The organism is Paraburkholderia sp. 22098 (genome assembly GCF_052045935.1).
Classification (GTDB): Bacteria; Pseudomonadota; Gammaproteobacteria; order Burkholderiales; family Burkholderiaceae; genus Paraburkholderia; species Paraburkholderia caledonica.
The window spans coordinates 786,423-810,353 of the sequence record NZ_JBQEPV010000001.1; the positions used below are offsets into that span (position 1 = coordinate 786,423).

The following is a 23,931-nucleotide window of genomic DNA, read 5'->3' on the forward strand; positions in this document are numbered from 1 at the left end:
AGCAGGCACCGCGCGACGAACCGGCCAACGCGATGTATTAGCCTGCGGCGGATATCCAGCGGGCTGTCACTTGGGCGACGCGTGCGCCGAACAGGCGCGCCGTTTCCAGATCGCCTGCAGGCGGCGCCTCTTCCGGCGACGCATCCGCCGGAGACTGCGTGAGCACGCCGGTCGAGCCGCCGACGTAATTCAGGTCGTTGCGCGTCGCGGCCTTGGTATTGGACGGCATCAAACCGGTGCCCACCCAGATCATGCCGTGCTGCATCGCGAGCGTGACGAAGTACTGGATGGTCAGGAACTTGTCGCCGTTCATCGTCGCCGAGTTGGTGAAGCCGGCCGCGATCTTGTCCTTCCAGGTTTGACCGAACCACGGCTTTGAGCTCGCGTCGGCGAACTTCTTGAAGTCGGCGGACGGTCCGCCCATGTACGTCGGCGCGCCGAAGATGATCGCGTCTGCGGCGGCGAGTTCGGCCCACGCAGCTTCGTCGATGTCGCCGACCGGCAGGAGCTTCGCCTCTGCGCCCGCCTCCTGCGTGCCGGCGAGCACGGACTCGGCGACTTTCTTCGTGTGGCCGTAGCCGCTGTGATAAACGATGACGATCTTCGACATAAGACGCTCCCGCAAAGAAGAGGTAATTGAACGACGCACGATGCCGATGCGTTGGCGGCCCGATGCAGTGCTGGTGGCCCTAACGTGTGCAGCCTGAAAGCGTATAAACCCGCGTGGATAACAGAACGCACACGGTACGTCGGATGCGCATGCAAGCCATACGCCAATCGGCCTCCCTGCCGACAGGAGCCTTCGACGTGCGCCGCGCTATCGACCGTAATTCACCACCATCCTCGCGCTGCCGAGCGCCGCCGTGCCGATCTCGTGATCGAACATCAGCGCGGGTCGTCCTTGCGCGAGGCGCAGGTCCGCGGTGTTCAATGCATACACCGTAATCACGTAGCGGTGCGGTTTACCGGGCGGCGGGCAGGGGCCGCCATAGCCGTCCGTGTCGAAGTCGTTGCGGGATTCCACCGCGCCGAGTTTCCTGAGAAAGCCGGAAGCGCTCGCGTTCTCAGGCAGGCTCGCGACAGTCGCCGGGATGCCTGCGACGGCCCAATGCCACCAGCCGCGGCCCGGGGCATCGGGATCGAACATGGTGATGGCAAAACCGCGCGTTCCGGCCGGCGCGTCATGCCACGTCAATTGCGGGGAGCGGTTACCGCCCTTGCAGTCGCCCTGATCGAAAACTTGCGGAGTATTGACTGTGCCCCCGGCCCGGAAGCTGGCGCTGGTCAGCGAGAATGCGCCTTGGGCGAAAGCGCGTGGCCCCTGCACAAGCCAGAGCGCGAGGCTCAGTGTGGCGCAGACAAAAAACGGCGTGCGGCGAAACGGTGAAGCGTACGAAACAACCAGGCAACGCAAGCGCATGTGCCGGTTCTCCTGTGTCGACCAGAGGGGCTGTTGCTGTCGGTGAGCCTGGCGCTTCGCACCTGCTCGACTTTACGCAAAGCGCTTACTCGGATCCTATGCAGCACAAGGTTGCTGCGAGGGCGCGAGCTGACTGACTCGCGCTGATTATTGTCCCTATTTTGTGCCCGAAGGTCGAATCAAGTCTAACATTAGCTCTACGATGCATCATTGTTGTGCCTAACCGGATTGCGGCCCTAAAAATCGGCTATAGTCGGAAGAATTTTCGCGTGCACTGGCCCGTGTTCCCATTAGGTAGCGTAAACATTAAGAATAAAAAGCATGTCTGAAGTTTTGGAGAGGGGTTTTCCTGTCGAGGTACGGGCAATGCAAGAGGCAGTCAAGGTCGTCATCGCCGACGATCATCCAGTAATCCTATTCGGCGCAGAACAGGCCTTGCTCAAGTTTCCCGGGATGCAGGTGGTCGCGCGTGCGCGGCAGTCGACGGAACTGATCAAGATCCTGCAAACGGTTGAGTGCGACGTGCTCGTGACCGACCTCGCGATGCCGGGCGGCCAGTTCGGCGACGGCTTGCCGTTGATCGGCTACCTGCGCCGCAACTTTGCCAAGGTTCCCATCGTCGTACTGACGATGCTGGAGAACGCCGCGCTGCTGCAACGCTTGCGAGAGCTCGGCGTGACGTCGGTTGTGAACAAGTCGGACGATCTGAGCCATATCGGGCTCGCGGTGCAGCACGTAAGCCGCAACCTCGAATACATGAGCCCGTCGGTGAAGGCGTCGCTCGACGCGTTGCGCATGAATGCCGGCGGCAAGAGCGACGAGGTGATGTTATCCAGGCGCGAACTTGAAGTCGTGCGGCTCTTCGTGTCGGGAATGACCATCAAGGAAATCTCCGAGCAACTGAATCGCAGCATTAAGACGATCAGTACACAGAAGAACACGGCGATGCGCAAGCTCGGCATTGACCGCGATTCGGAGTTGTTCCAGTACGCGCAAAGCAATGGCTTGCTGAATTTGTCGTCGCATTCGGCGGGAAATGGGGGCGACCCGCCTTAACCATTCGCAGCTATTTTTGCCGCAAAAAGATAAAGGCCGCCTGTGAAAAACAGGCGGCCTTTTTATTCGAGCGGTATTGCGCAGTGACGCTTACTGGGGCGTTGACGTGGCGCCGCCGTGCGCCGCCGACCATTCAGCCGGTGCGTGCAGGAATTTTTCGACTTCGTCGAGCGTCTTCGAGTCGAAGTACTTGTTTTCCTTGGCGACGCGCAGCACGTCCCACCACGTAGCGAGCGCGTGCAGATCGACGTCGATGTCTTTCAGCACGGAGACGCTTTCTTTGAAGATGTTGTAGTGGAACAGCACGAAGCAGTGATTCACCGTCGCGCCCGCAGTGCGCAGCGCGTTGATGAAGTTGATCTTGCTGCGGCTGTCGGTGGTCAGATCTTCGACGAGCAGTACACGCTGACCTTCGGTCAACAAACCTTCGATCTGCGCATTGCGGCCAAAGCCCTTCGGCTTCTTGCGCACGTATTGCATCGGCACCATCAGGCGGTCGGACAGCCATGCCGCGAACGGAATGCCGGCGGTTTCACCGCCCGCCACCGCGTCGATCTGCTCGTAACCCACGTCGCGCAGAATGGTGCTTTCCGCCATTTCCATCAGGCCGCGACGAACGCGCGGGTAGGAAATCAGCTTGCGGCAATCGATATAAACCGGGCTCGCCCAGCCGGACGTGAAAATGTACGGTTTCTCCGCGTTGAAGTGCACTGCCTGTACTTCAAGCAGCATCTTGGCGGTGGTGTCGGAGATCGTCTGGCGATCGAAGCCTGTCATGGGCGGATCCTTGGGTATGAGCGGGAGAAGCGGGCGCTAAGCCCGGTGGCGCAGCAAGCGGGATATGCCGCGCCGTACTGGGCGGAATATGCAGCCAGCCAGTGGATGCCGGCCGGTTTTTGCTGCGCGCGTAGGCCGACATTTTACCCGAAACGGACCCTTCCGAGGAGGCCGTCGGCGCGGCCGTCCAGAACCGCAACGGCCACCGCGGCGTCCAAAGCGCTGGGCAGGCGTTCAGCGGGAGGGCCTGGCGGGGCTTTCTACCTGACGTCACGGCGCGATCTCGCGCTTCACCGGCTGGCTTTTTGGCTAGCTTGTGAGCGGCTTTGCGCGCCTTTACACTCACGCGAATTTCTCGGCCGCCGGCCGCCGGCCGCCGCTGTCCTTACACCGAAATTCGGATCGCTTCCATGACGCCCGCCTCCTCTGCCGCCGACAGTCCCGCCACCGCCCGGAACGGTTACGCCGCCCGTGCGTTGATCGCATCGGTGCTCGGCTATGCGATGGACGGCTTCGATCTGCTGATCCTCGGTTTCATGCTGCCGGTGATCGCGGCGGACCTCCACCTCAGTTCTGCACAGGCCGGCTCACTCGTCACGTGGACGTTGATCGGCGCGGTAGCCGGCGGTTTGATCTTCGGCGTGCTGAGCGACTATTGGGGCCGTGTGCGCATGCTCACCTGGACCATCCTCGTGTTCGCGGTTTTCACGGGCCTCTGCGCACTCGCGCAAGGCTATACCGACTTGCTCGCTTACCGGACCATTGCGGGCATCGGACTTGGGGGAGAGTTCGGCATCGGCATGACACTCGTGGCCGAAGCTTGGCCGGCGTCGCAGCGCGCGCGAGTGTCGTCGTATGTGGGCCTTGGTTGGCAACTCGGTGTACTGGCGGCCGCATTGCTGACGCCGCTTCTGTTGCCGCTTATCGGCTGGCGCGGCATGTTCGCGCTCGGGCTGCTGCCTGCCGTGGTGTCGTTCTTCGTGCGGCGGCGCGTCGAAGAGCCGGCGCTCTTCACCGAGCGGGTCGCACGCGGCATGCGCAAGTTGCCGCTGAAGCTGCTGATAGCCGACACACGCACGGCGCGCGCGAGCCTCGGTGTGGCGATCCTATGCTCGGTGCAGAACTTCGGCTATTACGGGCTGATGATCTGGCTGCCGAGCTATCTGTCGAAGACCTTTGGCTATTCGCTGACGAAATCGGGCGTGTGGACGGCGGCCACGGTGATCGGCATGGCGTGCGGCATCTGGCTGTTCGGCATAGCCGCCGATCGTTTCGGTCGCAAGCCTGCGTTTCTGTTCTATCAGGCAGGGGCGGTCGTCATGGTTTTTGTCTACGCGCATCTCACAACGCCAGCGGCATTGCTGATCGGCGGCGCGGCGATGGGCGTGTTCGTCAACGGAATGATTGGCGGCTACGGCGCGTTGATCTCCGAGCTTTATCCCACCGATGCGCGTGCGACCGCGCAGAACGTGCTCTTCAATGTCGGCCGGGCGGTTGGCGGCTTTGGGCCGGTCGCGGTGGGCGCTCTGGCCGCGCGCTATTCGTTTGGCGCCGCACTGCTGTCGCTCGCGTCGATCTACCTACTCGATGTGCTCGCAACTTTGTTCCTGATCCCCGAACGGCGCGGCGCCGAGCTCGAATAGCCGGCTGCCGCGCCTGCGCAAATGCGGCGCCGCAGCATGACTGGCGGGCGTTTCGCCAATGGCGAGCGGTGTTAACCAGTCAGTGCATCGACACCTGCGGGGTGTACACTAACCGACCCGCGTAGCACTCCGCACCGTCCTGCCCTCCGCCGAGGACCGACGCCGCGCCTAACCGGCGCACGCGAAAATCGCCTCGGTCGATTATCCATTCGATAGATCCAAGCGACGCCAACGTTGCGGTGTGCCGGCCCAATTTCTTACGTCTCGCAGGCAAAAAATGGACGAACAACTGAAGCAAAGCGCCCTCGCATATCACCAGAACCCGAAGCCCGGCAAGATTTCGGTCACGCCGACCAAGCCGCTATCCAATCAGCTCGACCTGTCGCTCGCATACTCGCCGGGCGTGGCCGCAGCCTGTATGGCAATCTACGACGAGCCGCTCGACGCGCAGAAGTACACCTCGCGCGGCAACCTGGTCGGTGTGATCACGAACGGCACAGCCGTGCTCGGTCTTGGCAACATCGGTCCGCTCGCCGCGAAGCCGGTCATGGAAGGCAAGGGCTGCCTCTTCAAGAAGTTCGCCGGGATTGACGTGTTCGATATCGAACTCGCCGAGTCCGATCCGGACAAGCTGGTGGAAGCCATCGCGATGCTCGAGCCGACGCTCGGCGGCATCAACCTGGAAGACATCAAGGCGCCCGAGTGCTTCTACATCGAGAAGAAACTGCGCGAGCGTATGAAGATTCCGGTCTTCCACGACGATCAGCACGGCACGGCGATCATCGCGTCCGCGGCGATTCTGAACGGCCTGAAGGTAGTCGGCAAAAAGCTCGACGAAGTGAAACTGGTGTGTTCCGGTGCGGGCGCCGCGGCGATCGCGTGTCTGGATCTGCTGGTGAACCTCGGGTTGTCGAAGCAGAACATTCTCGTCGTCGACTCGAAGGGCGTGATCTACGAAGGTCGCGGCAATCTCGATCCGTCTAAGGAACGTTATGCCGCGAGCACCGAAGCACGCACGCTGGCTGACGCCATTCGCGGCGCGGACGTGTTCCTCGGCTGCTCGAGCGCGGGCGTGCTGAAGCCGGAGATGGTCGCTGAAATGGGCACGCAGCCGCTGATCCTCGCGCTGGCCAATCCCGAGCCGGAAATCCGCCCGGAAGAGGCGAAGAAAGTGCGTCCGGACTGCATCATCGCGACGGGCCGTTCGGACTATCCGAACCAGGTCAACAACGTGCTGTGCTTCCCGTTCATTTTCCGCGGCGCGCTCGATGTGGGCGCGACCACGATCACGGAAGAAATGAAGCTCGCGTGCGTGCACGCGATTGCCGAACTCGCCGAAGAAACCGATCAGGGCGATGAAGTCGCAAAGGCGTACGAAGGCCACTCGCTCGAATTCGGTCCCGAGTATCTGATTCCCAAGCCGTTCGATCCGCGTCTGATCATCAAAATCGCGCCGGCCGTCGCGCAAGCGGCAATGGATTCGGGCGTCGCGACCCGTCCGATCAAGGACATGGACGCATATCGCGAAGAACTCGGCACCACCGTCTACCGCACGGGCATGGTGATGCGTCCGGTTTTCGCGGCGGCGAAGTCGGAGCCGGCCCGCATCGTGTTCGCCGAAGGTGAAGACGAGCGCGTGCTGCGCGCCGCGCAATTCGTGTTGCTGGAAAAGATCGCCAAACCGATTCTCGTCGGCCGTCCGTCGGTGATCGAGATGCGCCTGAAGAAGATGGGTTCGAAGCTCCGGTGTGGCGAAGACTTCGAGATCGTCGATCCGGAAGACGATCCGCGCTATCAGCAATGCTGGCAGGCGTACCACGAGTTGGGTGCGCGCGAAGGCGTAACGCCGGACGTCGCGAAAGCCGCGATGCGCAAGTTCAACACGCTGATCGGCGCGATCCTCGTGCGCCTCGGCGAAGCCGACGGCATGATCTGCGGGATGATCGGCCAGTACCACACGCATCTGAAGTTCATCGAGCAGGTGCTGGGCAAGGCGGATAACGTGCAGAACTTCGCCGCGATGAATCTGCTGATGCTGCCGGGCCGCAATCTGTTCATCTGCGATACGTACGTGAACGAAACGCCCACGGCCGAGCAACTCGCCGACATGACCATGCTGGCTTCGCGCGAAATCGAGAAGTTCGGCATCACGCCGAAGGTCGCGCTGCTGTCGAACTCGAACTTCGGCAGCGCGCCGTCTGCGTCGTCGCAACGCATGGCCGCGGCTCGCAAGCTGATCGTGGAACGTGCGCCTACGCTCGAAATCGACGGCGAGATGCACGGCGACGCGGCGCTGTCGGAAATGGTCCGCAAGGCTGCGTTCCCCGGCACGACGCTCTCGGGCGAAGCCAACCTGCTGATCATGCCGAACGTGGAAGCGGCGAACATCGCGTACAACCTGTTGAAGATGGTCGGCGGCGACGGCGTGACGGTCGGCCCGTTCCTGCTTGGAGCTGAGAAGCCGGTGCATGTGCTGACGCCGGCCGCAACCGTGCGTCGGATCATCAACATGACGGCGGTGGCTTCGGCAAACGCGCGCAAGTCGGTGAACAGCAAGTAAGCGAAGCGGCGCCCGTTGGGGCGCTCCCTTCTCGCGGCGTGTGGGTGACTAGCGCCGCGAAAATAAAAACGCCACGGAAAGAGAGATTCCGTGGCGTTTTTTTATGCGTTCAGCGCGAGCGCAGCGCTCGCCGCAGTCAACACGGCGATCAGGCTGCGTGCTGCGTCGTTCCGGCTTGCGGTGAGCGCCAGCGCGTCAGCAACTCGTTCCACTTCACGCGCACACCCTTCAGGTTGTTCTCCTTGATGTGCCCGAAGCCGCGGATGCCGTCCGGCAGATTCGCGAGTTCCACCGCCAGGTCGCGATTCTGCACGGTCAGCCCGCCGATCAGTTCCCGCACCAGGGCTTCGTACTCGCCGATCAGCGCGCGTTCGGTGCGACGCTCCTCTGTCTTGCCGAACACATCGAGCGCGGTGCCGCGCAGGAACTTGAACTTCGCCAGCACGTGCATCGCGCCGAACACCCAGGGACCATACTTCTTCTTGATCAGATGACCGTGGGCGTCCTTTTTGGAGAACATCGGCGGCGCGAGGTGAATGTGCAGCTTCCAGTCGCCTTCGAAGCTGGCCTTGAGTTTTTCGATGAACGCAGGGTCGCTGTACAGGCGCGCGACCTCGTATTCGTCCTTGTAGGCCATCAGTTTGTGCAGATTCTTCGCGACCGTTTCGGTCAGAGGCAACTGGCCGTCGATCGAATCGAGCGCCGACTCGGCCACCCGCACCTGCGATACGAGCGCGCGGTAACGGTCTGCGTACGCGTCGTTTTGCCATGCTGCCAGGTAAGTCGCGCGTTTGTCGATCAGCGTGTCGAGCGCCTTCGGCGTGTGCAGGGAAATGATCTTGCCGCTCGGCGTGTCGGACGCGCCCGCCTGACCTTGCGATTGCGCGTACTTGCGCAGTGCTACCGGATCGTGCGCCGCGCGCCGACCCCATTCGAATGCCGCGCGGTTCTTCTCGACCTGCACATTGTTAAGCTCGATAGCTCGCATCAGCGACTGATAGGTCAACGGCACCCAGCCACGTTGCCATGCATAACCGAGCACGAACGGGTTCGTGTAGATCGCGTCGCCGAGCAAGGCCACTGCGAAATGATTGGCGTCGACTGTATCGACGCATTCGTCGCCCGCGCCCGCGCGAACGTCGGCTTCAGTGCTGCTGCCCGGAAAGCGCCAGTTGGGGTTCTTGATGAGTTCGGCGGTCGGCGTGTGTGCACTGTTCAGCACGACACGGGTCCGGCCGGCTTGCATCCGTGACACGCATTCGTCGCTGGCGGTGACGATTGCATCGCAACCGATGACGAGACTCGCTTCGCCCATTGCAATGCGCGTGGCGTGGATATCGCCCGGGTTGTTCGCGATCTGCACGTGGCTCATCACGGCGCCGCCTTTCTGCGCGAGGCCCGTGACATCGAGCACGGTGACACCTTTGTTCTCCAGGTGCGCGGCCATGCCGAGAAGCGCGCCGATTGTTACGACGCCCGTGCCGCCCACACCTGTCACGAGCACGCCGTAGGGCCGTGCGATCGACGGGAGTGTGGGCTCCGGCACCGGCGGCATAGCATCAGCGACGATGCCCGACGCCGCTTTCGGCTTGCGCAACTGACCGCCTTCTACGGACACGAAGCTCGGGCAAAAGCCGTTCACGCAGGAAAAGTCCTTGTTGCACGTGGACTGATTGATCTGGCGCTTCGTGCCGTATTCGGTGTCGAGCGGCTCGACTGACAGGCAGTTCGATTTCACGGAGCAGTCGCCGCAACCTTCGCACACCGCTTCGTTGATCACCACGCGGCGTGCCGGGTCCGGATACGCGCCGCGTTTCCTGCGGCGGCGTTTCTCGGTTGCGCAGGTCTGGTCGTAGATCAGAATCGTGGTGCCCGGAATCTCGCGCAGTTGACGCTGCACTTCGTCGAGCTGGTCGCGATGGTGGATGTCGATGCCCGGCGCGAGGCCCACGTTGCCCGAGTATTTTTCAGGCTCGTCCGTTACGATCGCGATTTTCGTCGCACCTTCGGCGGCCAGCTGATGGGTGATCTGCGGCACGGTCAGCACGCCGTCGACCGGTTGACCGCCCGTCATCGCTACGGCGTCGTTATAGAGCAGCTTGTAAGTAATGTTCGCTTTCGAAGCGATCGCCGCGCGAATTGCCAGCAGGCCGGAGTGGAAATAGGTTCCGTCGCCGAGATTGGCGAACACGTGCTTGTCGTTCGTGAAAGGCGCCTGGCCAATCCACGCGACGCCTTCGCCGCCCATCTGACTGAAGGTGCTCGTGCTGCGATCCATCCACACCGTCATGTAGTGGCAGCCGATGCCGGCCATTGCGCGTGAGCCTTCCGGGACATTGGTCGACGTGTTGTGCGGGCAGCCGGAGCAGAACCACGGCTTGCGCTCGACTTCGACCCGCGGGCGCGCGAGCGCTTTTTCCTTCGCTTCGATCACTGCGATGCGCGCGGCAATCCGGGCGCGGACGTCGGAGGGCAGGTCGAACTTGTCGAGCCGCGTGGCGATCGCCTTTGCGATGATCGCGGGCGACAGTTCGTAATGCGCCGGCAGCAGCCAGTTGCCCATCGGCACTGACCATTCGCCGCCCGCGCCGTCTTTTTCGTCGAACTTGCCGAACACACGCGGACGCTGCGCGTCAGGCCAGTTGTAAAGCTCTTCCTTGATTGCGTATTCGAGAATCTGGCGCTTTTCCTCGACCACGAGAATTTCGTCGAGGCCGCGAGCGAAGGCTTGCGCGCCTTGGGCTTCGAGCGGCCAGACGCAACCCACTTTGTATAGCCGTATGCCGATGCGCGAGCACGTTTCGTCGTCGAGACCCAGGTCGGTCAGCGCTTGGCGCACGTCCAGATACGCTTTGCCGCCGGTCATGATGCCAAAGCGCGCATGCGGCGAATCGATTTCGACGCGGTCCAGCTTGTTTGCACGCACGTAGGCGAGCGCCGCGTACCACTTGTAGTCGAGCAGACGCGCTTCCTGCACGAGCGGTGGATCGGGCCAGCGGATGTTCAGACCGCCCTCGGGCATCGCGAAGTCTTCCGGCAGAATGATCTGCGTGCGGTGCGGGTCTATGTCGACCGAAGCCGACGACTCGACGACGTCGGTCACGCACTTCATCGCGACCCACAGACCGGAGTAACGGCTCATCGCCCAGCCATGCAGGCCGAAGTCCAAATATTCCTGAACGTTCGACGGGAAGAGCACCGGCAGGCCGCAGGCCTTGAAGATGTGTTCCGACTGATGCGCGAGCGTTGAAGATTTGGCTGCGTGATCGTCGCCGGCGAGCACCAGCACACCGCCGTGCCGCGACGATCCTGCCGAGTTGCCGTGCTTGAAGACGTCACCTGAACGGTCGACGCCCGGGCCTTTGCCGTACCACATCGAAAACACGCCGTCGTATTTGGCGCTTGGGTACAGATTCACCTGCTGCGAACCCCAGACGGCGGTTGCCGCGAGGTCTTCGTTGACGCCGGGCTGGAACACGACCTGATGTGAGGCGAGATGCTGTTTCGCCTTCCACAGAGATTGGTCGAGGCCGCCGAGCGGCGATCCACGGTAGCCGGAGATGAACCCGGCCGTATTGAGTCCGGCGGCGCGGTCGCGTTCCTGCTGCAGCATCGGCAGACGCACCAGCGCCTGGATGCCGCTCATGTACGCGCGGCCGCGTTCGAGGGTGTATTTGTCGTCGAGCGTGACGGAAGATAGAGCGGCTTCGAGCGAGGCTCGCTGACCTGCGTCTAGCGGGGCATTCATTATGTGTACTCCTCCACCCAGTTTGGGATCGCCAAAACTTATGGGCCGCGGCATCTTGTGAATGCGTAGGGCCGGGGTCGCCATATTGACTTGTTTTAAGTGATGGTAGCACTGGTAAAAACCCGCCGCAGCGGTCGATCGCGGTGCTGCGACTCGCGACATTGCGCCCGCTTGCGCGAACTTCACCCGACGCTTGAGGGAACCGGTGTAACAAGCTGTAAAAGCTACAATTTCGCGGAACCGCAGCCGACAAGTCTGTCTAACAGCGCACCTGTGAGTAATGTCTGTGTAACGCGCTGCATGTTGTGGCGCTTCAGGACAACAGGGCAGTTAGAAAAGGAGTACGCATGAACACTAGAAATATCCAGACCTTCCTGATGGTGTCGGCCGCATTTTTCGCAATCAGTGCGCCGGTTCGCTCGAACGCGAGCACGGGAGCGCCGTCGAGCGTCATTAGCCGTACGGCAGTCGTTGCGCCCGCGCGCATCGCCATCAATCGCACCGCGCGCGAAAGCGCATCCGAGAAGAAAGACCAGAATTCCTGACGCGCTGCTAATGCGGCGTATTGCTGACTGACCCGCCGTCGCTTGAAGTCGAGCGGCGGCGAATACGAAAAGGGCGAGGATCGTACGATCCTCGCCCTTTTCGTTTGATCGGTGCGCAATCTGACTCACGGCCGGTTCACAGCCTCGGCGTCACGAAGTCACGCTTTGTCCTGCACCACGCCGCGGCGAATCTGATCCAGCTCGATCGATTCGAACAGCGCCTTGAAGTTGCCCTCGCCGAAACCCTGATTGCCCTTGCGTTGGATGATCTCGAAGAAGATCGGGCCGATCTGGTTCTCGGTGAAGATTTGCAGCAGCAGGTCGTCCGGCGCGCCGTCGATCAGGATTTTGCGCTTGCGCAATTCGTCGAGCGGTTCACCGTGATTCGGCACGCGGCGATCGACCAGTTCGTAATACGTGTCGATCGTGTCGAGGAGCGAGATGTTCGCCGCCCGCAGCCCATCAACCGTGCGGTAAATGTCGTTGCTGCCGAGCGCAATGTGCTGGATGCCTTCGCCGCGGTAGGCGTCCAGGTATTCCTGGATCTGGCCGGACGTTTCGGAGCCTTCCTCGTTGATAGGAATGCGGATCTTGCCGCACGGCGACGTCATTGCCTTGGACTTCACGCCCGTTACCTTGCCTTCGATGTCGAAGTAACGCACTTCGCGGAAGTTGAACAGGCGTTCGTAGAACTCAGCCCATTCCTGCATGCGGCCGCGGTGCACATTGTGGGTGAGGTGGTCGATATACGTCAGGCCGTGACCGACGGGGTTAGGATTCGCGCCGGGAATCGGCTCGAAGTCGACGTCGTAGATATCGATATCGCCGACGCTGCCCGGCGCTGCGCCGTTCTTGCCGCGCCAACGGTCGACGAAATAGATCAGCGAGTCGCCAATGCCCTTGATCGCGGGGATGTTCAGTTCCATCGGGCCGGTTTTGTTGTCGAAGCCCCATGCGCCTTTTTCGACCGCCTGCCGGTAGGCTTTCCCCGCGTCCTGGACACGGAAGGCGATCGCGCAGATCGACGGGCCGTGCAAGCGCGCAAAGCGCTGCGCGAACGAATCCGGCTCACCGTTGACGATGAAGTTGATGTCGCCCTGCCGGTATAGCGTCACATCTTTATGGCGATGCCGCGCAACCGCGGTAAAGCCCATCTGCTCGAAAAGCTTGCCCAGCGCCTTCGGATCGGGTGCGGTGTATTCGATGAACTCGAAGCCGTCAGTGCCGACCGGATTTTCCCAAGTTGCAACCTGCATTGTCTGTCTCCATGTCGAGGGCGCGTCGCGCCGGTATCGCGGCTACGGATGTTGCGCCGCGACCGAATGACGCAAGTGTAAAGGCGGCTTCGCGGCGAAAACTTGCGAACTTAATCGCGTCGAGCTACGCTCGCGCTATTTTCTAGCTCCAAATGAGGAGCGCGAGGCAGAAAGTGGCCGATATAGAGATAGACGCGATCGACCGGCGTATTCTGGCGATTCTTCAGGAGAACGGCCGGCTATCGAATCAGGAAATTGCCGAGCGGATCAATCTCTCGCCGAGTCCATGTTTGCGACGCATACGGCGACTCGAAGAGAGCGGCGTGATCCGCGGCTATGTTGCGTTGCTGGATGCCAAGCGCCTGGGGCTCGATCTGCTCGCGTACGTCAATGTGCGGCTGGAAAAGCGCGGCGGGCCGGCGCTGAGTCCGCGCGGGGACGCGACGCACGCGGATCTTTTCCGTGCGGCCGTTCAGGCATGGCCGGAGGTGGTGGCTTGTCACGCTATGACTGGCGACATGGACTATCTGTTGCGCGTACAAGTGGAAGACATGGCGCACTTTTCGCGCTTCGTGCAGGACCAGCTGTTGCATCACCCGTCGGTGATTGACGTGAAGACGAGCTTTTCGCTCGAAAAGATCAAGGAGACGACCGCGTTGCCGATCTTATAAGTCCCGCTAGTGCAGTTCCACGCAGGAAGCAAAAAGGGCAGCCCTGAGGCTGCCCTTTTTCATGTTCGCCCGCTGCGGCCGAACATTCACGCTGCGGCGGCTGTCGGCATGAAGCTTTCCAGCAGTTTCGAAGTACGCCGAGCTTGACGTTTGAGCGCATAGTCAAACACAGCGGCCTGTTCCTGCAGCATCTCCGTAATGATGCTGGTCTGATCGGCCGGCGGCAACGTCAGATAGGCGTCCGCTTCGCCATATGCGTACTCGATCTTCATGCCCGCTTTCTTCGCGATATGCATCATGGTCGAATTGCGCGACAGGCAGTGCATGTACAGCATGGTGACATGCGTGTTGCGGCTGCGGATTGCAGCGCGCTCAAACAGCTTGGAGCCGATACCTTGGCCGCGCACGCTTTCGAGCACGGACACGCCGAACTCCGCCGTACGCTTGTCGCCTTCGGCGGGCAGGTAGGCGAGGTGACCGACGCCGGTGAGCTGCAGCTGATCGTCGAACACGCCGAATACGGTGTCGCGCGTGAAATCGATTGCGCGCACGTAATTCTCGATAACGTGGTCCGGCACGATTTGCCCAAAGCGCAACAGGCGGTCGTCTTCGTCTAGCGTGAGAAAGTGAGCCAGCAGGCGTTCACGGTCGATCGCAGTGAGTTCACGAACCAGAGCAGGTGCACGACCGGCTGGCAGCGACGCGCGATCGTGCGCGACGATCGGTTCGGCGGCGCGGGGTGTAATCAGGTTCATGGTCAGGTTCTCCTTGTGATCGTGCGGCGTTGTTGCACCGCAAAAACGATTGTAACGGATATGCGAATCCGGCACTAGGGAAAACCCGTACCAAACTTGGAGGCTGCTGTCTAAACTTGCTGTGCTTGGCTGTTAAGTATTTGAAAATCAACAAAAAATTAAAAAGAACGAGCGTTCGTGCGTGTTGTCGCACCTACGCAACTTAGGCGGATTTCAGTTCGCAGAGCGCTGTCCTACGCTATTTCACGGCCGCCGAGCCCAGCCCGTGATCGACCATCGCCACAACCTGCTCCGCAAATTCCCTGTAGCCCATGCGCCCGCCTGGTTTAAGCCAGGTGAACGTCCAGTTGATCATGCCGAACACCATCATCGTGAGCGCGGTCTGGTTCTCGCGCGTGGCGCGCTCCGGATAAGCGCGCGCCAGTTGCCGCGCGAACGCGGCTACGACATCGCGCTGGCGGTTGAGGATCACCTCGCGCTGCGCGTCGACGAGATATTTCACGTCGTTCAGAAGCGCAACATGCCGGCTGTGCGAGGTTTCGTATTCGGAAAGAAAGGCGCGGATCAATTCCGCGAACGTCTCGCGCTCAGTCAGGCCGCGGCGCTGGCTCGCGCCTTCGACCTCCGCAATGATCAGCATCAGCCGTTTGGTGTAACGGTCGAGTAGATCGAACAGGATCGCTTCCTTGCTCGCGTAGTAGTGATACAGGCGCGCTTTCGACGTGCCGCTCGCTGCGGCGAGATCTGACATCGACGTGCTCGGATAGCTCGTCTGTGCGAACTTCGCTGCCGCCAGTTCGAGAATCTGTTCGCGCTGCGTTTCGTGGTCGGGGGCTCGGGTGCGGGCCATGATGGTCTAGTTATTGGTGTGGGCAAGGTGCGAGCGCTGCGCACAGTTCCAGCGTGCGCCATGCGTTGGCGTCGCCGCGCAGCCTGATGCGGCGGGTCGCGGCCATTTCGCGGAAGCGCCAGAGCACGATGCTGTCGCTGACAAGAAACCCCAACTCAGCGGTCATCACCTCGGCGGCCACGCGGGCGGCGGGTTGCCAGTCCACGGTGACGTGCTCGAGTATCAGCGCGTCGAGATCGGCGAAGCTGCCGCTCGTGAACGTGTTGTCGCGCCAGCGTCGCGTTTCGCCGTTCGCATGTTTGGCTTCCTGCCACTCCAGCGCGAGCCGGCTGATCCGCAAGACGGAAATGGGTGCCGCGTCGGGCAAACGCGCTTGCAAAACGGCCGGCGCGAACATGCCGACGGACGTCGCGCGGTCCCTGCGGCTATGCGCCCAGGCGCCGGCGTCGGTGAGGTCGCGAATCGACAGACGCACTTCGTTCAGTCGCTGTGGATTGTTGCGCAGGTAATAGCACACGCGACGAAGCATCAATTGATCGGATGCGCTTTCGCCATGCCAGACCACCAGGTTTGCGTCTTCGCGCGCAATGGCTTGTAGCGCTGCAGCGTGCTCACGGAACTCGCGAAGGAAGTCGCGCTTCGTGTCGGTGCTCACGCGGTCCCAGAAAGCGGCGCGCACTTCGGGACCGTCGTCGATGCCCCGTAGCGGCCCGACCGCCAGATCGTCGCGCAGTGCGTGCACGCGATCGTTGCGTCCCACTTCGCGCAACGCGGTGCGCAATGATTCTGCGGCGACATCGCCGTTGGTGAGATGGATGGTGCTCATCGGCCGTGAGTGGATTCTTGTTGGGCAATTGCCAAAGGGGCCGCTCGCAAGACGGACTCAACGGTCCGGTTGCAAGCGGCCCCTAGTGTAAGCGGATCGCGGAACGGCTCAAAGCTTCGCGGCATCAAGTCCCAATCACGCTCAACGCTCGTCGTAGCTCACCACCACGCGGTCGCTGACTGGATGGCACTGACACGTCAGCACGAAGCCGTCGCGGATTTCGTGCTCTTCCAGCGTGTAGTTCTTTTCCATCCGCACTTCGCCTTCAACCACTTTGGCGCGGCACGTGCAGCAGACGCCGCCTTTGCATGCATACGGCAGCGCAAGGCCGGCGCGCAGACCGACGTCGAGTACGCTCACGCCCTGATACGGCAGACGCAGCTTGCGGCGCTTGCCGTCGAGCACGATTTCGAGGTCCGCAGCGGGCGTGTCTTCGGTGATTTCGACGGGCGGCACGCCCGCCTGGGGCAGCGGCGAGCCGAAGCGTTCCACGTGCACCTTTTCGGACGGCACACCCGCAGCTTTCAGCGCGGCTTCGGCGGCGTCCATCATCGGCCCGGGACCGCAGATAAACGCTTCGTCGACGGAATCCGCCGGCACGAGGCTGTCGAGGAACGCCGCGCACTTCTGCTGGTCGAGCACGCCGTTGAACAGTTCGACGTCCTGCAGGTCGTCCGACAGCACGTGATAGAGCACGAAGCGGTTCATGAAGCGGTTCTTCAGGTCTTCCAGCTCTTCCGCGAACATGATCTGGTCCACGCTGCGGTTGCCGTAGATCAACGTGAAGGTGCTGCGCGGTTCCAACTCGAGCGTCGTCTTGATGATCGCGAGCACCGGCGTGATGCCCGAGCCGCCCGCGAAGGCGACGTACTGCTGGCCGTGATCCGCGTTCAGATGGGTGAAGAAGCGGCCGTCGGGCGTCATGACGTCGATCGTGTGGCCCGGCTGCAAAGTATCGAAAGCGAAGTTCGAGAAGCGCCCGCCGCGCACGCGCTTGATGCCGATGCGCAGTTCGCCGTCGCGGTCGTAGTCGGTGACGCCCACGCAGATCGAATACGACCGGCGCGTTTCCTCTCCGTCGATATGCGTTTTCAGCGTGACGAACTGGCCCTGCGTGAAGCGATAAAGCTCGCGCAGTTCCACGGGAACTTCGAACGCGACCGAGACGGCGTCGGCGGTTTCTGGCCGCACTTCGCGGATACGCAGCGGATGGAATTGCGGAGTGGCCATATCAGTATGGTTTGAAGTAGTCGAAGGGTTCGCGGCAGTCGATGCAGCGGTACAAGGCTTTGCAAGCGGTCGAGCCGAACTGCGCGAGTCGTTCCGTATGCGCCGAGCCGCACCTTGGGCAGGACGGCGCGGGCAGCGCGCGCGGCACGAAGCGCAGTACTTTTTCCTGTACGCCGGCAGGTCCGGCCGCCGACCCGCAATTGCCCGTGGGCGGCGCAATGCCGTAAGCGCGCAGTTTTTCGCGGGCGTCGGGCGTCATCCAGTCGGTGGTCCATGCGGGCGCGAGGACGGTCGAGATCCGGTACGGTTTGAGTTCCGCGACGTCGAGCGCATGCGCGACGTCTTCCGCGATCTGCGACATTGCCGGGCAACCGGAGTAGGTCGGCGTGATCACGACTTCGAGTGCGCCGTCCTCGGCGCGCCGGACGTCGCGCAATATGCCGAGTTCGCGAATCGACACCACCGGAATCTCCGGATCGGGCACCGCTTCGAGCACGGCCCACGCGCGTTGGACGGATGCGTCGGCTCGTTGCGTCGTAGTCGAGGTCGTCATCGTCGAATGGCCCGTATTACCAGGTGGCGCCGGGGTGCTGGCGAGCAAGGCTCTGCATTTCGGCCAGCACGAAGCCCATATGCTCGGAATGCTCGCCGTGCTTACCGGTCGTGATGTGCTTGACTGCTTCGGGCAGCGTGAGCGTGGCTTGCTCGAGCGTCGCGCGAACGTCGTCGAGCCAGGCGGCTTCGAGATCTGCGGTCAGCGGGCCGATGCCTAAGGTGGCGATGGTCTCTTCGACAGGGTCGGTGCTGAAGAACTCACGCGTGTACGGCAGCAGATAGTCCAGCGCAGCCTGCGCGCGCCGATGCGATTCCTCTGTGCCGTCGCCAAAGCGGATCAGCCATTCACTCGCGTGATGCACGTGGTAGCTGGCTTCCTTGATCGACTTCGACGCGATCGCGGCAAGCTGGGCGTCCGTCGATTGCGTGAGCGCAGTCCACAGATGCGCCATCAGCGTGGAGTACAGAAAGTTGCGGACGATCGTGACCGCGTAGTCCTTCTCGACTTGCGCGGTAGCCGACACCGGACCGCAGTGCGGCAGTTCGGCGAGCGTGTAGTTCGTAAATTCACGCTCGGCGCGAAAGTACGCGTAATCGTCTTCCGTGCGCGTCTTGCCGGTGAGTTGCTGTTCGAGCGAGGCCGCGTGCGTGTAAAGCAGGCGCGCCTGGCCGATCAGATCGAGGCTCATGTTCGACAGCGCGATGTCTTCTTCGAGAATCGGGCCGTGGCCGCACCACTCGCTATTGCGCTGACCGAGTATCAGCGCGGTATCCGCGAGGCGCAGCACGTATTGCAGATGTTCAGGCGTGATGGTCATGGCCGCGCTTACATGTGGTTGACTTCGTCGGGAAGCGTGTAGAACGTCGGATGGCGATAGATCTTGTCGCCGGCCGGGTCGAACAGTTCGGGCTTGTCTTGCGGTGCGGACGCCGTGATCGCCGAAGACGGCACGACCCAGATGCTCACGCCTTCCTGACGGCGCGTGTAGACGTCGCGCGCCATGCGCAGCGCCATTTGCGCGTCGGCGGCGTGCAGGCTGCCGCAGTGCTTATGGTCGAGTCCCTGCTTGCTGCGCACGAAGACTTCCCAGATTGGCCATTCCTTGTTCATTCCTGATCTCCTGATTCTTTGCCGGGCGTGCCGCGCTTGTCAGGCGGCGTGCTGTTGTGCGCGCTGGCGCTGCTTTTCGGCGTGGGCGAGGGCGGCTTCGCGGACCCAGGCGCCCTCGTTATGAGCTTTGACGCGGGTGCCGAGACGCTCGCGGTTGCACGGGCCGTCGCCGTTCACGACGCGCCAGAATTCTTCCCAGTCGATGTCGCCATAGTCGTAATGGCCGCGCGCCTCGTTCCATTTGAGGTCGGGGTCGGGCAGCGTGACGCCGAGGACCTTGGCCTGATCGACGGTGGCGTCGACGAATTTCTGGCGAAGGTCGTCGTTCGAAATGCGCTTGATGCCCCATTTCGACGACTGATTGCTATGGATCGAGTCCTTGTCGCTCGGCCCGAACATCATCAGCACCGGCCACCACCAGCGGTTCACCGCCTGCTGGACGAGCTCGCGCTGAGCTTCGGTGCCCGACATCATCGCCATCAACGCGTCGAAACCCTGGCGCTGATGAAACGACTCTTCCTTGCAGATGCGGATCATCGCGCGGGCGTAGGGGCCGTACGTGCAACGGCACAGCGGAATCTGGTTCATGATTGCCGCGCCGTCGACCAGCCAGCCGATCACGCCGACGTCGGCCCACGTGGGCGTTGGGTAATTGAAGATGCTCGAATACTTCGCTTTGCCGGAATGCAGCGCCGCAACCAGCTGGTCGCGCGAGACGCCGAGCGTTTCCGCTGCGCTATATAGATAGAGACCGTGGCCCGCTTCGTCCTGCACTTTGGCGAGCAGGATCGCCTTGCGCTTGAGGCTCGGTGCGCGCGTGATCCAGTTGCCTTCCGGCAGCATGCCGACGATCTCCGAATGCGCATGTTGCGAAATCTGGCGCACCAGGGTCTTGCGGTAAGCCTCGGGCATCCAGTCTTGCGGCTCGATCTTGCCGTCGGCGGCCATCACGGCGTCGAACTGGGTCTGCTCGGGCGACGTCGCGCCAGCGTCCAGCGAAGCGACGTTGCCGGGAATATCCAGGGATTGCGTGTACATGGGGACTCTCTTTGCGGGAGTTGTCTGGTGCGAACAGTATAAACCAACCGACCGGTCGGTTAATAGATTTTTTTGGGACGAGCGGGGCATCGCCACGGCGGCGGCGTAGTTGCACGAAGACGTTTCGGCGGGCGGCGGGTCCCCGGGCCGACGCTTAACCTATAAAATTGCGAATTGGCCGCGATTCGCGGCCTTCCTGCATCCTCGGTACTCATGTTACGTCTCAGCGAAATCAAACTCCCGCTCGATCACCCCGAGAGCGCGCTCGAAGCCGCGGTCCGCGCGCGCCTCGCGGAACTCGGCGTGCCTGACGACGGGCTCGTCCGATACACGGTTTTCCGGCGGGCTCACGACGCGCGCAAGCGGGCCGACATCAAGCTCACCTATATAGTCGACGTGGAAGTCGCGGACGAAGCGGCCGCGCTCAAGCGAATCGCCGACGTGCCGCACTGCGGGCTCACACCGGATATGACGTACCGTTTTGTCGCAAAGGCGCCGGCGCAACTCGCGACGCCGCGTCCCGTGGTGATCGGCATGGGCCCTTGCGGACTTTTCGCGGGGCTGATCCTTGCCCAGATGGGATTCCGGCCGATCATTCTCGAACGAGGCAAGGCGGTGCGCGAGCGCACCAAAGACACTTTCGGACTGTGGCGCAAGTCGGTGCTGAATCCGGAATCGAACGTGCAGTTCGGTGAGGGCGGTGCGGGCACTTTCTCCGACGGCAAGCTCTACAGCCAGATCAAGGACCCGAAACACTATGGCCGCAAAGTGCTGGACGAGTTCGTTCGCGCCGGCGCGCCGGAAGACATCCTGTATCTGAGCCGGCCCCATATCGGCACGTTCCGCCTGGTGAGCATGGTCGAGAAGATGCGCGCGACCATTCACGAGCTGGGCGGCGAAGTGCGCTTTGAGACGCGCGTGGACGATATCGACATCGACCAGGGGAAAGTGCGCGGGCTGAAGCTGTCGACGGGCGAAACGCTGCGCTGCGATCATGTCGTGCTGGCCGTTGGACACAGCGCGCGCGATACATTCCACATGCTGCACGAACGCGGCGTCTATATAGAAGCGAAGCCGTTCTCACTGGGATTCCGGATCGAACATCCGCAGGGTTTGATCGACCGCAGCCGGTTCGGCAAGTTTGCGGGCCACAAGCAGCTGGGCGCCGCGGACTACAAGGTCGTGCACCACTGCAGCAACGGGCGTGCGGTGTACAGCTTCTGCATGTGCCCGGGCGGTACCGTGGTCGCGGCGACGTCCGAGCCCGGACGCGTGGTCACGAATGGTATGAGTCAGTACTCGCGCGCTGAGCGCAATGCGAATGCGGGGATCGTCGTGGGCATTACTCCGGACGATTACCCCGGAGGCCCGCTTGCCGGCATCGCGTTCCAGCGCAAGTGGGAAGAGCGGGCGTTCGAGCTCGGCGGCGGCAACTACATGGCGCCGGGCCAACTGGTCGGCGACTTCATTGCTGGGCGGCCGTCCACGTCGCTGGGTTCCGTGGTGCCGTCTTATAAGCCTGGCGTACATCCCACGGATCTCAGCACGGCTCTGCCGGACTACGTGATCGAGGCAATTCGCGAAGCGCTGCCGCAAATGGACAAGAAGATCGCCGGTTTTGCGATGCACGACGCTGTGTTGACGGGGGTGGAGACGCGGACCTCGTCGCCAATTCGGGTGCGTCGACGGGATGACTACCAGAGCATGAACGTCGAGGGTCTTTATCCGGCCGGAGAGGGCGCAGGTTATGCCGGCGGCATCTATTCGGCCGCGATCGACGGGATCGAAGTCGCCGAGGCGCTTGCTTTGAAAATGACCGGGGCGAAAGCGGCGTTGTAAGTGAGTCGGGCCGCTGCTGGCTGCGAGGCGCGCGCTGCGGTTGCCGCGGTGACACTGCTCGCCGCGTTGGGCGGTCCGATCGTGCACAATGCCCGTTTTGCTTCGAGCCAGACACCGGAATGACCATTCGTTCTTTCGCCGCCGCATGCGGCGCGGCCCTGCTTTGCCAGTTTGCCGTTTCATCCACCGCCGCTGCCGGCGATGCCCCGGCGCATTGGGTCACCGCCTGGGCTACGGCGCTGCAACCCATTCCGCAGCGGTCCGATTTGCCGCCGCTGTACCGTGCGCCGGAAGTGGCTGGGCGCACTGTCCGTCAGATCGTTTATCCGACGTTGTCCGGAAAGTCTGCGCGAATTCACCTCAGTAACGAGTACGGTAAGACGCCGCTCGTGATCGAGGACCTGCGCATCGCGCGGTCCGCTGGCGGCGCGGCGGCTTCCGCAAACGGCGGCGCGCGCGTGACGTTCAATGGAAGGGGCGCCGTGAGCGTACCGCCAGGCCGCGAACTGGACAGCGATCCGATTGCGATGGACATCGACGCGGGCGCCCCATATTCAATCAGTGCGTTCATGGGTCCGGAACAGCGGATCGTGGCATGGCATCGCGTTGCCAACCAGCTCAATTACGTTTCGGCGCCGGGCAACCATGCGGCGGACTCGGGCGCAGAGGCGTTTCGCGCGCGCTTCACTCAATATGTATGGGCGACGGCGTTGTCGGTGGACGCGGCGCCTGAAGCGACCGCAATTGCGGCAATCGGCGATTCGATCACAGACGGCATGCGCTCCAGCCTGAACCAGAATCGGCGATGGCCCGACGTTTTCGCCCGCCGGTTGGCCACTTCGGGGAACCGGTCGACGGCGGTGGTTAATTTGGGCATCAGCGGCAACCGGTTGCTGAACGATTCGCCCTGCTATGGCGACGCGCTAATGACGCGTTTTGGCCGCGATGTGCTCGAACGGCCGGGCGTCAAGGCAGTCATTGTGCTGATCGGCATCAACGACATCAATTTCGCGGCCATGCCGGCACGTAGCGGTCTCGATTGCGACTCCCCGCATGCTTCGGTGACCGCGGCCGACCTGATTGCGGGCTACCAGCGGGTGATTGCAGCGGCGCGACACGCGGGAGTAAAGGTGTTCGGCGGAACATTGACGCCCGCGTCGCTCCCACCGCAGCGGGAAAGTATTCGCCTTGCGGTGAACGAATGGATCCGGTCGAGCCATGCTTTCGACGGCGTAGTCGATTTCGACGCCGCGCTGCGCGATGCGGCGCAACCGGATCGTCTTCAGGGCAAGTTCGATAGCGGCGATCACATCCATCCGAGCGACGCCGGATACGCTGCCATGGCCGGCGCGGTGCCTGTCGAGGCGCTACTGAATTCGGCGCGCAAATAAGTCCGCCGAAAAGTTATCGCCACCCTTGCCATGAGGCTGTGAGTGACCTATGATTCGCCTCCTCGTTTGTGAACGGGGGCCGCGGCGGAAACTAGCGGCGGTTGAGTCAACAAGGTTTTAAGCGAAAGCGAAAAAAACTAGTTGACGAAACAGAAGAGAGTCTTCATAATCTCGTTTCTCTGCTGCAGATGCAGCGACGCAGAACGAAGCGGTGCCGGGTAGGTGTGGTAGGGCAGCGCGGCGTGAGCGGATCGATCTTTAAAAACTAACAGCCGATAAGTGTGGGCGCTTGATGCGCGACGCGAGCCGGGCCTTTCGGGGTCTGGCGCAAAGCGAAAGTATCAAGTCTCACACAGTAATGAAAGGAAGGTTTGGTCATCGAGAGATGGTTAAACACTTCGTCAGTACGTTGAGTGAGCGACCGGTTGGTAAAACAACCGAAAACAGTAACAGGTTTGAACTGAAGAGTTTGATCCTGGCTCAGATTGAACGCTGGCGGCATGCCTTACACATGCAAGTCGAACGGCAGCACGGGAGCAATCCTGGTGGCGAGTGGCGAACGGGTGAGTAATACATCGGAACGTGTCCTGTAGTGGGGGATAGCCCGGCGAAAGCCGGATTAATACCGCATACGCTCTGCGGAGGAAAGCGGGGGATCCT

20 protein-coding genes and 1 rRNA gene are annotated in these 23,931 nt (G+C 62.1%); 8 read left to right on the top strand and 13 right to left on the bottom strand.

Annotation, left to right across the window (positions count from 1 at the left end):
• Window positions 1-37: 37 nt before the first annotated feature.
• Both ACTJLB_RS03455 and ACTJLB_RS03460 read right to left on the bottom strand, forming a co-directional pair.
• Window positions 38-610, bottom strand: a complete 573-nt coding sequence (locus tag ACTJLB_RS03455) for a flavodoxin family protein (protein WP_204522512.1) — start codon at window positions 608-610, stop codon at window positions 38-40.
• 207 nt (window positions 611-817) lie between these two features.
• Window positions 818-1,420, bottom strand: a complete 603-nt coding sequence (locus ACTJLB_RS03460; protein WP_087752442.1) for a YbhB/YbcL family Raf kinase inhibitor-like protein — start codon at window positions 1,418-1,420, stop codon at window positions 818-820.
• Window positions 1,421-1,786: 366 nt separating this feature from the next.
• On the opposite strand from ACTJLB_RS03460, the gene ACTJLB_RS03465 reads away from it, so the two are divergent.
• Window positions 1,787-2,476 (top strand): response regulator, encoded by a 690-nt coding sequence (locus ACTJLB_RS03465; RefSeq protein ID WP_020070826.1) that lies wholly within the window; start codon window positions 1,787-1,789, stop codon window positions 2,474-2,476.
• A gap of 90 nt (window positions 2,477-2,566) precedes the next feature.
• On the opposite strand, the gene ACTJLB_RS03470 is transcribed toward ACTJLB_RS03465, so the two are convergent.
• Window positions 2,567-3,253, bottom strand: a complete 687-nt coding sequence (locus ACTJLB_RS03470) for an orotate phosphoribosyltransferase (protein ID WP_020070827.1) — start codon at window positions 3,251-3,253, stop codon at window positions 2,567-2,569.
• A gap of 410 nt (window positions 3,254-3,663) precedes the next feature.
• On the opposite strand from ACTJLB_RS03470, the gene ACTJLB_RS03475 reads away from it, so the two are divergent.
• Both ACTJLB_RS03475 and ACTJLB_RS03480 read left to right on the top strand, forming a co-directional pair.
• The gene (locus ACTJLB_RS03475) at window positions 3,664-4,896 is read left to right on the top strand and encodes an MFS transporter (protein ID WP_440782488.1); all 1,233 of its coding nucleotides are present in this window, start codon (window positions 3,664-3,666) and stop codon (window positions 4,894-4,896) included.
• A 277-nt stretch (window positions 4,897-5,173) separates the two neighbouring features.
• Window positions 5,174-7,456: an NADP-dependent malic enzyme gene (locus ACTJLB_RS03480; RefSeq protein ID WP_440782489.1), complete on the top strand. Its 2,283-nt coding sequence runs from the start codon at window positions 5,174-5,176 to the stop codon at window positions 7,454-7,456.
• A gap of 148 nt (window positions 7,457-7,604) precedes the next feature.
• On the opposite strand, the gene ACTJLB_RS03485 is transcribed toward ACTJLB_RS03480, so the two are convergent.
• On the bottom strand, window positions 7,605-11,204 hold the full coding sequence (locus tag ACTJLB_RS03485) for an indolepyruvate ferredoxin oxidoreductase family protein (RefSeq protein ID WP_440782490.1): 3,600 nt from the start codon (window positions 11,202-11,204) through the stop codon (window positions 7,605-7,607).
• Between the two features lie 347 nt (window positions 11,205-11,551).
• Here ACTJLB_RS03485 and ACTJLB_RS03490 point away from each other — a divergent pair, with 347 nt between their 5' ends.
• A complete protein-coding gene (locus tag ACTJLB_RS03490; protein ID WP_027805065.1) occupies window positions 11,552-11,749 on the top strand; it encodes a hypothetical protein in 198 nt (65 codons plus the stop codon).
• 158 nt (window positions 11,750-11,907) lie between these two features.
• On the opposite strand, the gene hppD is transcribed toward ACTJLB_RS03490, so the two are convergent.
• A complete protein-coding gene (gene hppD / locus ACTJLB_RS03495) occupies window positions 11,908-13,005 on the bottom strand; it encodes a 4-hydroxyphenylpyruvate dioxygenase (protein ID WP_020070832.1) in 1,098 nt (365 codons plus the stop codon).
• A gap of 173 nt (window positions 13,006-13,178) precedes the next feature.
• Between hppD and ACTJLB_RS03500 the strand changes: the two genes are divergently transcribed.
• Window positions 13,179-13,676, top strand: coding sequence for an Lrp/AsnC family transcriptional regulator (locus ACTJLB_RS03500; protein ID WP_020070833.1), 498 nt, complete (start codon window positions 13,179-13,181; stop codon window positions 13,674-13,676).
• A gap of 86 nt (window positions 13,677-13,762) precedes the next feature.
• On the opposite strand, the gene ACTJLB_RS03505 is transcribed toward ACTJLB_RS03500, so the two are convergent.
• From ACTJLB_RS03505 to paaA, 8 genes are all read right to left on the bottom strand, one after another.
• Window positions 13,763-14,431: a GNAT family N-acetyltransferase gene (locus ACTJLB_RS03505; protein WP_020070834.1), complete on the bottom strand. Its 669-nt coding sequence runs from the start codon at window positions 14,429-14,431 to the stop codon at window positions 13,763-13,765.
• 238 nt (window positions 14,432-14,669) lie between these two features.
• Window positions 14,670-15,281 (bottom strand): TetR/AcrR family transcriptional regulator, encoded by a 612-nt coding sequence (locus ACTJLB_RS03510; protein WP_020070835.1) that lies wholly within the window; start codon window positions 15,279-15,281, stop codon window positions 14,670-14,672.
• Between the two features lie 10 nt (window positions 15,282-15,291).
• The gene (locus ACTJLB_RS03515) at window positions 15,292-16,107 is read right to left on the bottom strand and encodes a DUF1835 domain-containing protein (protein WP_131320007.1); all 816 of its coding nucleotides are present in this window, start codon (window positions 16,105-16,107) and stop codon (window positions 15,292-15,294) included.
• 141 nt (window positions 16,108-16,248) lie between these two features.
• Window positions 16,249-17,337, bottom strand: coding sequence for a 1,2-phenylacetyl-CoA epoxidase subunit PaaE (gene paaE, locus ACTJLB_RS03520; protein WP_087752438.1), 1,089 nt, complete (start codon window positions 17,335-17,337; stop codon window positions 16,249-16,251).
• Between the two features lies 1 nt (window position 17,338).
• Window positions 17,339-17,890, bottom strand: a complete 552-nt coding sequence (paaD, locus tag ACTJLB_RS03525; RefSeq protein ID WP_288828470.1) for a 1,2-phenylacetyl-CoA epoxidase subunit PaaD — start codon at window positions 17,888-17,890, stop codon at window positions 17,339-17,341.
• 16 nt (window positions 17,891-17,906) lie between these two features.
• Window positions 17,907-18,710: a 1,2-phenylacetyl-CoA epoxidase subunit PaaC gene (paaC, locus tag ACTJLB_RS03530; protein WP_440782491.1), complete on the bottom strand. Its 804-nt coding sequence runs from the start codon at window positions 18,708-18,710 to the stop codon at window positions 17,907-17,909.
• Window positions 18,711-18,718: 8 nt separating this feature from the next.
• Window positions 18,719-19,003 carry a 1,2-phenylacetyl-CoA epoxidase subunit PaaB gene (gene paaB, locus ACTJLB_RS03535; RefSeq protein WP_020070840.1) on the bottom strand — a complete coding sequence of 95 codons (285 nt, stop codon included), beginning with the start codon at window positions 19,001-19,003 and terminating at the stop codon, window positions 18,719-18,721.
• Window positions 19,004-19,042: 39 nt separating this feature from the next.
• Window positions 19,043-20,041, bottom strand: coding sequence for a 1,2-phenylacetyl-CoA epoxidase subunit PaaA (gene paaA, locus ACTJLB_RS03540; RefSeq protein ID WP_020070841.1), 999 nt, complete (start codon window positions 20,039-20,041; stop codon window positions 19,043-19,045).
• 213 nt (window positions 20,042-20,254) lie between these two features.
• Here paaA and ACTJLB_RS03545 point away from each other — a divergent pair, with 213 nt between their 5' ends.
• From ACTJLB_RS03545 to ACTJLB_RS03555, 3 genes are all read left to right on the top strand, one after another.
• Window positions 20,255-21,880, top strand: coding sequence for an NAD(P)/FAD-dependent oxidoreductase (locus ACTJLB_RS03545; RefSeq protein ID WP_204522502.1), 1,626 nt, complete (start codon window positions 20,255-20,257; stop codon window positions 21,878-21,880).
• Between the two features lie 119 nt (window positions 21,881-21,999).
• Window positions 22,000-23,271, top strand: coding sequence for an SGNH/GDSL hydrolase family protein (locus tag ACTJLB_RS03550; protein WP_440782492.1), 1,272 nt, complete (start codon window positions 22,000-22,002; stop codon window positions 23,269-23,271).
• A gap of 457 nt (window positions 23,272-23,728) precedes the next feature.
• Window positions 23,729-23,931 (top strand): 16S ribosomal RNA (locus ACTJLB_RS03555); the annotation flags it as partial.